Source organism: Thermophagus xiamenensis (assembly GCF_900112795.1).
In the GTDB taxonomy this organism is placed as follows: domain Bacteria; phylum Bacteroidota; class Bacteroidia; order Bacteroidales; family Marinilabiliaceae; genus Thermophagus; species Thermophagus xiamenensis.
The window spans coordinates 144904-157200 of the sequence record NZ_FONA01000011.1; the positions used below are offsets into that span (position 1 = coordinate 144904).

Below are 12297 nucleotides of genomic sequence, written 5' to 3' on the forward strand. Positions count from 1 at the left end.
GATAAGAATATTTCAATATAGAAAGGTTGTGTTATTTTATATGCTAAGCAGATGGGCTTAAAAAAATAACACTAACATAATTTCATATCAAAAGATGGCTTGTGGAAATAAAAATTCCTCAAGTAAGACCCTGTGAAGCAAAAAAAGCTCTATGATTTAGGGTCATAGAGCTTTTTGGTACCCGGAGCGGGACTTGAACCCGCACAGCCGCAATGGCCACAGGATTTTAAGTCCTGCGTGTCTACCAATTCCACCATCCGGGCAGATGGGAATTTTTTCTTTTGCGCTGCAAATATAGTTTTTTCTACAATTACCAACAACAGACTTGCTGAAAAATCTTTCTTGTCTTTTTTATATTTCTTCCTTTAATGTCAAAATAATCATTAAATGACAATGATTTAAATAAGTCATAAAGCTTTCAATTTAGATTTATTTTATATGCCTGAAATCAAAAAATAAACAAATGAAACGAGCATGGCGGCTTTTGCCACAAAAGAGAATGTATAAATTTTTATTAAGCCATGCGAGTTCCATTCGGCCAATGAGTTAAATAAATTATATACGAATGAAACAAGCATGACCCCAAAGATTTGTCACAATAAGAACATGTATAAAAAGATTTGGGCACAAGTGCACAGGCAGAGGTCAGAAGTGAAACAAATCGCCAAAGAAAACCTTGGGACGGATTTATTGAAACATTCTTCGGTTATTATTGTTTTGATTTTTGTTAATATGTTTTAGGTGAAATTTATAATGTAAACAAAAGGCAAAAATGTCTTTTGCAAATAAAGAAAAAAGGTTCGAAATTTATTGAGTAATCACCTGCTTAGCCCATTTTGCAAGGAAATGTGGTGAGTGGAATTATCGTGGGGTAAATGGGGTAAGGTAAAATTAATCTCTGATATAAAAATTAGTTCCTTTGTACAGTAGAAATTTTTAATGAGAATGTAAATGGAAAATAAATTGTATTCAGTAATTGCAGGAACTGGGTCGTACATACCTTCACAGGTAATAAAAAACGAAGATTTTTTGAAAAATAGTTTTTTTTCGGCCGAAGGAGAACCGTTGAAAAAAACCAATGAGGAAATCATAAATAAATTTAAAGATATAACGGAAATAGAAGAGCGTCGCTATGTAGAGGATAAGTATGTAGCTTCCGATATAGGGTCGATAGCTGCTCAAAATGCGTTGGAGACAGCTAATATTGATGCAGAGACCTTAGATAAAATAATAGTTGCCCATAATTTTGGCGATATCAGCAAAGAAACGGGGCGAACTGATATCCTTCCGTCGTTGGCGGCTAAAATAAAATATAAGCTAAAAATAAAAAATCCCTATTGTGGCGCATACGATGTTCTGTTTGGTTGTCCGGGATGGATAGAAGCGATGATTCAGGCTGATTTTTATATTAAATCGGGAGCTGCTAAAAGGGTTCTGGTAATTGGTACCGAAACTTTATCACGAATTTCGGATCCGCATGATATAGACAGCATGATATATTCGGATGGAGCTGGTGCAGTCGTATTGGAGGCTCGGGAAAGTAATCAGCCGGAAGGTATCATATCACATATTTCCCGTAGTGATACATATGAAAATGCCTGGTTTCTTCATATGGGTTCTTCCTATAATCCGGAAGTGGACGCACGAGAGCAATATTTAAAGATGAATGGAAGAAAAGTTTATGAATATGCATTAAATACTGTGCCTGCTACCGTGAAAAAAGCCATTGAAAGTGCTAATATTGATATTTCGGATGTGAAGAAAGTGTTAATTCATCAGGCTAATGCCAAAATGGATCATGCTATTTTGAAACGTTTATTTAAATTATATGGTCTTAAAACCGTTCCCGACAATATTATGCCTCTCACTATAAGCAAACTGGGCAATAATTCGGTAGCTACCGTACCTGTGTTATTTGATTTGTTGATGAGAGAAAAGCTTGATAATCACCGTATAAATAGTGGTGATTATTTTGTTTTTACTTCGGTAGGGGCAGGTATGAACATTAATGCCATTGTCTACAAAATGCCTTAAGCAGGAATCTGGCGTAATTTTTGTTATTGTTTTTTCTGTTTGGGTCAAATGCCTTAAACCTTTTTTGGTATTAAGGCTTTTTATTTTTTTCTTTATATCTAAAAATGTACATATTTAAAAGTGACTGATATTATGTTCGGATTGCTAAAAAACTCCATAATGTTATTATATTGAAGATTTAGATTTGAAAAGGGAATTCACAAAAAATAAAGTAAATAGAGAAAAACGTGGCCAAATTAATTTGATGATATAGGAGGGTGATTCATATGATTAATTTCGACCAAGTATTAATTTGAGTCTAAAAAAGAGGGATGTGGGTCGAAAAAATGGCAGAAATATGATGAATCCTTTTTTTAGGGGAATAATTTTATATAACATCTTTCTTTTCTGAATAATTTATAATGTTGTTGTAAATAATAAATAATTTAAAATAATAAGCTTATAAGATTCGAAATGTTATGAAAAAGCAAAGGATTTTATTTGTTCTGTTTTTTTTGTTGAGTTTATTTTCAACTAAAGCACAGATTTTAGAGCCAATAAAATGGCGTTTTTCGGTTCAAAAAATATCGAATGACCAGGTAGAAATCATTGCTGAGGCTACCATCGATGAAGGATGGCATTTATATTCGATAAATCTTCCGGAAGGGGGGCCAATACCGACATCCCTAAATTTGGAGGCTACGGAGAATTATGAGGTGGCTGGTGAGGTCAAAGAAGTCCCCAAGCCTTCCACCCAGTATGATAATACCTTTAATATGGAGTTGGCCTGGTTTTCAAAATCTGCCAAGCTAATCCTTCCTGTTCGTCTTAAATCGCCCGATGTTAATGTAATTGAAGGGTATGTGGAATTTATGGCTTGTGATGATGAGCAATGCCTGCCGCCCGACCGCGTTGACTTTTCGCTTCCGATAGGAGATAGCGAGGCACTTGCATATGATGTTGCCGCAACGGCCGAAGATGATAACCTCTCGGCTTCTACTCAAGAAAGCCAAGCGAAAGAGACTTTAACTGAGACTTCGCCGGAAACGGATCAAATAGCATCCGATGACGTGGAAACCAGAAGTAATTGGGCTATATTCTGGATCTCATTTCTTGGGGGTTTTGCAGCTTTGCTGACACCATGTGTTTTCCCCATGATTCCGATGACCGTTAGTTTTTTTACCAAACAAAGTAAGACCAAAGCCACAGGAATCCGAAATGCTTTATTGTATGGAATATCAATCATTGTGATATATGTTATTTTGGGGACCGTAGTGACGGCCTTGTTTGGTGCCGATGTGCTTAACAAGCTTTCTACAGACCCATGGTTTAATCTTTTCTTTGCCGCATTGTTGATTGTCTTTGCCATATCTTTTTTTGGTGCTTTTGAGATTGTGTTACCCTCCTCCTGGGTAAGTGCAGCGGATAAAGGTGCCGATAAAGGTGGGTTAATAGGAATCTTTTTTATGGCCTTTACATTGGCTCTGGTCTCCTTCTCATGTACCGGCCCAATAGTGGGAACGTTGATAGTTCAGGCAGCTTCGGTAGGAGGTATGGCCCCGGTAATAGGAATGTTAGGATTTTCGTTGGCGTTGGCATTGCCGTTTACCTTGTTTGCTGCATTTCCGGGCTGGCTTAATTCATTACCCAAGTCGGGAAGTTGGCTTAATTCGGTGAAAGTATTTTTGGGATTCATTGAGTTGGCATTTGCCTTTAAATTTCTGAGTATTACCGATATGGTGTTGGGTCTGCATATCCTGGAACGGGAAGTGTTTATTGCTATATGGATTACCATTTTCGGGACGCTTGGCTTTTATTTAATGGGGAAAATACGGTTACCACATGATTCACCTATGGAATATCTTCCTGTTTCACGAATGATGTTGGCACTGGTGGTTTTTGCTTTTACAATTTACATGATACCAGGATTGTGGGGGGCACCGGTAAACCTTATCAGTGGTTTTCCCCCGCCGAGCAATTATGCTGAATCACCTCATGGAGTAGGCTATCGAGCCCCCGGCAATGGCGGTGGTACCACACTTTCTCTTACCGAAGATATGCATTTGGGACCTCAAGGTATTCCGGCATTTAATGACTATGAAAAAGCATTGGCTTATGCCAGGAAAGTTAATAAGCCTTTATTACTTGATTTTACCGGAAAGGGTTGTACTAATTGCCGGAAGATGGAAGATGCCGTTTGGTCCGACCCTGCGGTTAAGGATATGTTAACCAATGATTTTGTATTAACCTCGTTGTATGTTGATTTTAGGGAAGAACTTCCGGAGGATGAGAAATACGTTTCGTCAGTTACAGGAAAGAAAATTAGAACAGTTGGCAATAAATGGAGTGATTTCCAGATTACCCGTTTTCAGCGTAATAGTCAGCCCCATTATGTTATATTAGGCCTGGATGAAAAGAAATTGGTTCCTGATAGAGGTTATAACACTGATGTAGATGCCTATATTGATTGGTTAAAAAGAGGATTAAAGGCGTTTAATGAGCAACAGTAATGTGCCTTATGTTTGGCCTCTTCATCATTAAAATTTAATTAATCAATTAAGAGTTTAAAAAAGCAGATGGCTTGTGGGATATTATCCGGCAGGTGATCTGCTTTTTTAATTTTATTCTTGTTTGGTGTTATTGATACTGTCTTTGAATAATATCAAAAAAGTCTTCCTAACCCTTTTAGTGTTTTATCTCTCAATGAAACGAGCATGGCGACTTTTGCAACAAATTAAGGCAGAAGTGCACAGGCAGAAGGCAGAAGAAGTGATTAGTCATTAGTTAACAAGTGGTTAGTGTTAAATAACTAATGACTAACGACTAACCACTACTTATAAGAAGCAATATACCAACGAAGTAAGTAAAATTTATACGAATGAAACGAGCATGGCAGCTTTTGCCACAAAAGTACATGTATAAATTTGACTAAGCCATGCGAGTTTCATTCGACCAATGTGTTAAATAAATTATATACGAATGAAATATATGATTTATCGAAATATCACGGTAAATGTAATTACGACTTTTTTGATAGTTTATACGAAATATCTGGATTGAATTAATTGACTTTTCTTTTTATTCGCCGACCTATCTCTTAATCTACTTTTATCTATGTTAATCATTTGTTGGTAAAAATTTTCTTTACGCAGACGGTATTTACTTTTAGATTTGAATCATATAATGTTAATAAGTTGCCTAAAGACAAAATGTCAAATTGTTTTTAGCGACAAATAAGGCAAATATTTTTGGTAAATAAATTAACCCGTTCTGCAGTATGAAACACATTTTACCATTATTAATCGTTATAGTTTTTTTCGCAGGAAAAACCCAAATTTCGGCACAACGAATAGATTTTTACAATCTTGAGGAAGAGCAGTTATACGATCCTGACAAAAAATACAATACGTGGTCTTTAACCGCCGGCTTCGGCCCGGTAATATACTATACCGATGTAAATGATTATGTGTTATTTCCTTCATCACATTGGCGTTTTGGTCCCTCTTTCTTGGTAAGTAAACAGTTTGGAAGACCCTGGTCTGTTGATGCACAGTTTGTTACCGCTGATATGTACGGAGAAAAAAATAGCCGATATTTTTCCGGAAACTTTTATGATTTGACACTTAACCTTAATTTTAGCATTAACCAGCTTGTGATGTTTGGTCCTATTGCAGACCGCTTAAATGTGTACGGTAAGATTGGCTTAGGCGTTAATTACTTTAGGGCGCGGCAAAGGAGTTTGGTGACAGGAGATTGGATTACCGTAGCTGATGTTTACGATGGGACCCCTGGTTATCCCCGCCCCTACGGCTGGGCGGATACCGATTACTTAGCTATCGGTTATGATCGACAAAATCCTGACGAAAAAACCGATAGGGGCAGTGAAATGATGGTGCCCATAGGACTGGGTATCGATTACCGATTAAATAAGAGTTTCGACATTGGTTTTGAAATGACTTTGAGAAATCTTAATCAGGATAATCTGGATGTCAATCTTACCGGCGCGGATAATGATTCTTATATGGCTGCTCAATTTACCTTAACCTATAAAATCGGTAAAAAGAACAAACGTCATGCACTTTGGACCTATAAAGATTTCAACCTTGCGTATGAAAAAGAACGACAATTAAATCCTATGGGGCGCGAATTAGACTCTTTGCGTCAACGGTTAGATTATTTAGCTGCTAATGATTCATCGGTTACTGACACTACTTACATAACAAAAGAAACTATCGAGTGGCGATATAATCTGGTTGCTTCCATATTCTTTGAATTTGATAAGTCGGCTATAACTCGTGAAGCTCAAACCACGCTGGCCATGGTTGCGCGCTTTATGAAAGAAAATGAAAGTAGCAGGGTCATTGTTCAGGGATATTGTGACGAACGCGGGCCTGATGATTATAATATACGGTTAAGTGAGCGAAGATGCCAGGCAGTGGTGGATGTGTTGGTTAAAGATTTTGGTATAGATAGAAGCCGCTTTGAGATAGAACCCAGAGGCGAAAGTGAACTGTTGTCCAATACTAAAGAATTGGCACCGAATGGTATTCACAGTGTTAATCGTCGTGTAGATATTTTCCAAAAAATTGAAGAATGAGACTCTCTGTAATAATTTCTTTTCTGTTGTTTACGGGTGTATTACTGGGTCAGGGGAAAAAGGACTCCGTATTTATTAAAACACCCGAAATGATATATTCTTTTGGGCAGAAATATAATACATGGTCGGTTAATGGAGGATTTGGTTCTGTTTTTATGTATACCGACTTGCGAGAATACACTTTGATTCCTAACCGCGACATCCATTTTGGTCCGACAATTTCGCTGACAAAACATTTGGTACCGGCCTTCGGTTTTGAGCTTCAATATCTACAGAGTGATATTGCCGGTCGGGAAAACCAATATGGCTTTGAGGGTGATTTGATAGATATATCTGTAAATGGCATAGCTATTATAAATCAAATGTTACCACATCCCGGCCCCATTGATGACCACTGGAATTTTTACCTTAAGGTGGGTGTCGGAGCTACCTTATTTCGCAGTCGGCTGTTGTTCAGCGAAACCGGGAATGTAGTACAGCGTGGCGATTTATATGGATCTTCAAATCCACAATATGTAGTATTGGGATATGATAAAGATAACCCACAGAAAAAGGTTACCCGACAAAAAGAGATTGTTGTTCCTTTGGGCGTTGGAGTTATGTACCGACTAAATAATCGTTTTGATATGGGGCTGGAGAGTATCTTGCGATTTTCCGCCGCTGATAATATTGATAATATTTTGACCGGTGCCACAAATGATCGATATCTTTTTACCGCTTTAAATGTTAGTTATAAATTGGGTAGCAAAGAGCGGCGTCATATGCGTTGGACCTACCGTTCAGAAGGCATGGATTTTCTTGGTAGAAAACAAAAAAATAGTATTGAGGATGAGATAAAACGTCTTGCGGAAGATATTGCTAAATACGAGGCCAATAGGCCTGTAAAAAAAGATTCGGTCATTATTTCGGAAACTTTGAGAGTAATTTACGATCGTTATAATGTTAAAACGCTTTTTTTCAATAAGAAGCAACTAAATAGTTTCTCTTTGGCCGATCAGTATTTATTGGGACAAATTGCAGTAGAAATGCATCATTCCCCCCAAAAGGAAGTCTATTTGTATGGTTATAGTCATAGCGAAAAAGATGCGGAGTCCAATAAACTAAGGAGTCAAAAGCAATGCGAAGCCATCAAAAAATTTATGGTGGATGAGTTGGGAATTTTGCCCACTAAAATAAATATTGTAGCTCAGGGAGCAGATGATCCATTAAATCTTTCAGAACAAGCCTCTGAAAAGGTTCGTAATTTGGTAAAACAAAGAGTAGATATAATGGTTAAATAAGTACAGAGGCAAACGATTACTAAAAAAGTTGATTGCAACAAGGACTTGTATTATACAGAACACCGGCCACGGAGGGCTAGAAAGGAAGATTTTTTATCAAAACATAATTGAGATAAAGATTTTAATTTTTAAGGGTTCGGCATAAGTTCGGGGGGAAGACTGTTGGACGGATGAAAACGGGGTTATTAAAATCAGTGAATTAAATGAATATTTACCTTTAGAAAGATTGTTTGTTTGGCAAAGGAGGGAACGTGAAACCAATTACCGTAATATTTGATGGTTATTGTGTGCTGTGCAGCGGGTTCGCAAGGTGGTTCAAAAAAAGAGCAAAACTAAAAACGTATATGATTGCAGCACAATCGGAAGAGGGGCGGCAGCTATTGAAGGAAGCAAACATCTCAATGGAAAACTTTGATGAAGTGGTTGTTAAAAAAGAAGAAGGAAAATTTTTGTCGGGCCCTTTGGCTATTTTGTTTTTATTATCGAATGTTGGCAGAATAGGTCGGATTTGTGCCTGGATATTAAAATTATTGCCCGATGTTGTTATACGGTGGGGTTATCGTGTCATAGCCAAAAACCGGTACAAATGGTTTGGAAAGCGGTCAACCTGTACGGTTATTACAAATTGAGGTCACCTTTCTGGTCTTCCCGGTATTTGGCTGATAGCATGGATAATGATTTTCCAAAAACAGTTAAAGCTTCTTTGGTCGCATTGGTTATATCTTTGCCTTGAAGTTTGAGTGCAAAAGCATTATACAATGCTGCGAGCATTAGCTCAATATCATGTTTGGGGCTTGGTTGCATTTTTTTTTCGAGTTCTTTAATATGAGGAACAGCTTTCATAAACTGGTGCTGGTAGGCAATTTCTTTAGGTGAATTCATTAATCGAATATGCAGATGATTCATGTCATCCACGGTGTTGATTAAAACTTGCAGGTGTCCGGATTTTTCTTTCTTTTCATTTTTCATCATTAGGGTTAAGTTTTCATACCAATCATAGATTTGTTTTTTTACATCATCGGGCTGCTCATATTGAGAAATAATGTTTTTTTCAATTTTAAGCATGTCCAGGTCATTGGCCCTAATAATGTCTTCTATTTGCCACATATAAAGAACATATCCGGCAATATCGTTTTGTTTCTTGTGTTTTGCTACAATCATTGTATTAAAAAACCCGTTTGTGAAAATTTTGAATAGAGATTAAAGGAATTACCAACCATTTTGAAGGTTGTCCAATTCTCTACGTTCTTTTTTTGTTGGCCGCCCGGCCCCTCTGGGTCTATTCATCTTTTGCGCCATTCTGGCCATTTCCAGAAGTTCTATCTCTTCAGGAGGAGTGATATCTTCAATAAAGTCTGGAACAAGCTTTGCACCCATCCTTTTTTCCGACAATTGGAGTACCCTGTAAGTTTTTGTAGCAGGTGGAATTTTAATGGATATTTTATCCCCCTGACGAATGAGCCTTGATGATTTAACCGGTTGGTTATCAATTGTAACTTTCCCTTTTTTGCAAGCCTCAGCTGCCAAGCTACGGGTTTTAAATAGCCTTACAGCCCATAAAAATTTATCGATACGTACACTTTCTTCTTCACTCATAACATCGATCATTTATTGTTGTATTGGCTCATCGTTTGTGCCAATCCAATAGTGCCAAATGACTTTATAATTTCAATGGCTTTTTCCATTCGTTCAGGAAGAGCATTCCACTCATCGGGTTCCCATTTACCTAGCACATATTCAATCTGCCTGCCTTTGGGGAAATTATCGCCTATTCCAAACCTCAGGCGTGCATATTGATTGTGCCCTAATACTTGGTTAATATTTTTCAAACCGTTATGTCCGGCATCACTTCCTTTCCCTCGTAACCGTAATACGCCAAAGGGGAGAGCCAAGTCATCAACAACAATCAACAAACGATCGTTGGGAATTTTTTCCTTTTTCATCCAGTAATTTACGGCTTTTCCACTGAGATTTACAAAAGTGCTTGGCTTTAATAAAATAAATATGCGTCCTTTAAATTTAAATTCGGCAATTGAACCGTATCTTTTATCTTCGAACTCAATACCCTCTTTTTCTGCTAAAGCATCCAATATGTCAAAGCCAATATTGTGACGGGTATGTTCGTATTCTTTCCCAATATTTCCTAATCCGGTAATTAAATATTTCACAGTTTTATTTTGATAGTCAGAAGGATGAAAAAAATTATGCCATTTTTTGATAAAGAGGTTCATAATTTTAATAACCAAAAAAGTAGAGCAAAAATAATAGTTTAATCCGGAAAAAACGCCTAATTCAGGATTGATGTTCGGTTAAAAAATAAAACCTCCATAGTTTGATATGGAGGTTTTAAAAAAGTTAAAAGTATTTTATGTTGCCTAAGCTTCTTGACCTTCACTTTGTTGACCGGCAGCTCGGGCGGCTCTGGTAAGTTTAACCGCTGCCACAACCTGATTACTGCTATTAAGCAATTCAATATTTTCGAAGTTAAGTTCACCAACTTGAATACTTTTGCCGAGTCCTAAATTAGTGACATCAATTTCTAAAATGTCAGGTATATTTTTGGCCAGACCTTTAACTTTTAATTTCCGTTTTTCAAGGGTCAATTTACCCCCTGCTTTCACACCGGCAGCCAAACCATTCAATTTTACAGGTATTTCAATAGTAATGGGTTTATCATCGAATACCTGCAGGAAATCAGCATGAATAGCATTGTCTGTTACAGGATGGTATTGTACATCTTGAATAATGACATTATATTTTTGTCCATCAAGATCCAGATTGATGATGTGTACTTTGGGTGTGAAAATTAGTTTGTTAAAGTCCTTGAGCAGGGCAGAAGCATGAATAGTTTCCTTTCCACCATAAATCACACAAGGGATTTTACCTTCTTTACGAAGTTGTCGCGTTGCTGATTTTCCAAGATTTTCACGCTTGGTCGCTTTTAGTTCTATTGTTTGCATTTTAAAGATTTTAAATGTGTTACTCAAAATTAAGATTGTAATGTGAAACCTTAATTTCCCATCACACGGAGTATTTAAGCGGCCGCAAAGATAATAAATTAAATTACAAATTGAGTGCTTATTGATTGGTAATTATAAACTTTATCAATAGTATCAGCAAATAATTGGGCTGCAGAGAGAACTTTTATTTTATCCGATTTTTTTCGCAGCGGAATGGAATCGGTAACATAAAGTTCAGAGATCTTGGAGTTTTCAATATTTTCATAAGCCGGTCCACTTAAAACTGGATGAGTTGCAAAAGCGCGCACACTCTTTGCACCTTGCTCTATCATCATATCGGCAGCTTTTGTTAATGTCCCGGCAGTATCAACCATGTCATCAAGGATAACCACATTTTTCCCCGCAACATCACCTATAATACGCATTTCATCCACAACATTGGCCTTTGAACGATGTTTATGACAAATAACCATCGGTGCATTGAGAAATTTTGCATATGCATTGGCTCTTTTGGTTCCTCCTACATCGGGCGACGCAACAACCAAATTGTCTAAATTTAATTTGCGGATGTGAGGAACAAAAATGCTGGACGCATATAAATGGTCAACGGGAATGTCAAAGAATCCCTGAATTTGATCGGCGTGAAGATCCATGGTTATAATTCTGTCTACACCTGCTGTGGTAAGTAAATCAGCCACCAGTTTGGCGCCAATAGCCACTCTGGGTTTATCTTTTCGATCTTGCCGAGCAAAGCCAAAATAAGGGATAACTGCTACCAATTTGTAGGCTGAGGCCCTTTTTGCTGCGTCAATCATCATTAATAATTCAAAAAGATTGTCAGAGGGGGGAAATGTGGATTGGATAAGAAAAACATGGGCTCCTCGAATCGTTTCTTCGAATGCGGTGGTAAATTCTCCATCACTGAACCGCATTACATTTACATTTCCTAATTCTCGTCCGTTACAAAGGCTTATTTTTTCGGCCAAATACCTGGTACTGGTCCCTGAAAAGATTTTGATAGGTGCTTTGGGTGGCATTTAAAGTGTTGTTTAAAGTCTTGTTTTTTAGTTGTTTTGTAGGGAATTATTTCTCTGCAAAGATAAGAAAAATCAACTTTTATCAGTAAAAACTCAAAATTAATGTTCCATGCGACCGGCTGTTTAAAGATTGTATCATATCAATGAAATTTGTCTAATTTGTTGGTATAATGGAATTCAGGTAAACCTTAACTTGCATTTTACAATTGGGGATTATGAAATCCAAAATGATTACTGCTTTGTTAATTTTACTGGAGTTTCCTCAAAAATCCGCTGAAAAGAGACAAAACATATAGATCCTTAGGCAATTAGAAGGAAAGAAATCTGAAAAGTCATTTTAAAAAAAGATTCCTTAAAAAAATTGCGTCCATTTTACGATCTTCGCTGTTAGACTAAACTTCAGAACGCTT

At 37.1% G+C, this 12297-nt stretch carries 10 protein-coding genes and 1 tRNA gene; 5 read left to right on the forward strand and 6 right to left on the reverse strand.

Going from position 1 to position 12297, the window contains the following annotated elements; all coding sequences use genetic code 11:
* Window positions 1-175: 175 nt before the first annotated feature.
* Window positions 176-263, reverse strand: a tRNA-Leu gene (locus BM130_RS08485).
* A 688-nt stretch (window positions 264-951) separates the two neighbouring features.
* Between BM130_RS08485 and BM130_RS08490 the strand changes: the two genes are divergently transcribed.
* The 5 genes from BM130_RS08490 (at window position 952) to BM130_RS08510 (ending at window position 8519) form a co-directional block, all read left to right on the forward strand.
* A complete protein-coding gene (locus BM130_RS08490) occupies window positions 952-2034 on the forward strand; it encodes a 3-oxoacyl-ACP synthase III family protein (RefSeq protein ID WP_010526422.1) in 1083 nt (360 codons plus the stop codon).
* Window positions 2035-2492: 458 nt separating this feature from the next.
* On the forward strand, window positions 2493-4523 hold the full coding sequence (locus BM130_RS08495; protein ID WP_010526421.1) for a protein-disulfide reductase DsbD family protein: 2031 nt from the start codon (window positions 2493-2495) through the stop codon (window positions 4521-4523).
* A 767-nt stretch (window positions 4524-5290) separates the two neighbouring features.
* A complete protein-coding gene (locus tag BM130_RS08500; protein ID WP_010526420.1) occupies window positions 5291-6610 on the forward strand; it encodes an OmpA family protein in 1320 nt (439 codons plus the stop codon).
* Complete coding sequence (locus BM130_RS08505; RefSeq protein ID WP_010526419.1) at window positions 6607-7890, forward strand: OmpA family protein; 1284 nt, start codon at window positions 6607-6609, stop codon at window positions 7888-7890. The genes BM130_RS08500 and BM130_RS08505 overlap by 4 nt, the downstream gene beginning before the upstream one ends.
* Window positions 7891-8141: 251 nt before the next feature.
* Window positions 8142-8519 (forward strand): thiol-disulfide oxidoreductase DCC family protein, encoded by a 378-nt coding sequence (locus BM130_RS08510; protein ID WP_052298947.1) that lies wholly within the window; start codon window positions 8142-8144, stop codon window positions 8517-8519.
* On the opposite strand, the gene BM130_RS08515 is transcribed toward BM130_RS08510, so the two are convergent.
* The 5 genes from BM130_RS08515 to BM130_RS08535 all read right to left on the reverse strand — a co-directional run bounded on the left by BM130_RS08515 (window position 8509) and on the right by BM130_RS08535 (window position 11887).
* A complete protein-coding gene (locus tag BM130_RS08515; protein ID WP_010526417.1) occupies window positions 8509-9051 on the reverse strand; it encodes a DUF4924 family protein in 543 nt (180 codons plus the stop codon). The two genes, BM130_RS08510 and BM130_RS08515, sit on opposite strands and share 11 nt — an antisense overlap.
* Window positions 9052-9099: 48 nt before the next feature.
* A complete protein-coding gene (locus tag BM130_RS08520) occupies window positions 9100-9486 on the reverse strand; it encodes an RNA-binding S4 domain-containing protein (RefSeq protein ID WP_029626464.1) in 387 nt (128 codons plus the stop codon).
* A gap of 8 nt (window positions 9487-9494) precedes the next feature.
* Window positions 9495-10121: an aminoacyl-tRNA hydrolase gene (pth, locus tag BM130_RS08525; RefSeq protein WP_138956829.1), complete on the reverse strand. Its 627-nt coding sequence runs from the start codon at window positions 10119-10121 to the stop codon at window positions 9495-9497.
* A gap of 144 nt (window positions 10122-10265) precedes the next feature.
* Window positions 10266-10850: a 50S ribosomal protein L25/general stress protein Ctc gene (locus BM130_RS08530; RefSeq protein WP_010526414.1), complete on the reverse strand. Its 585-nt coding sequence runs from the start codon at window positions 10848-10850 to the stop codon at window positions 10266-10268.
* A 98-nt stretch (window positions 10851-10948) separates the two neighbouring features.
* Entirely contained in the window at window positions 10949-11887 is a 939-nt protein-coding gene (locus BM130_RS08535) for a ribose-phosphate pyrophosphokinase (RefSeq protein ID WP_010526413.1), read from the reverse strand.
* Window positions 11888-12297: the final 410 nt, after the last annotated feature.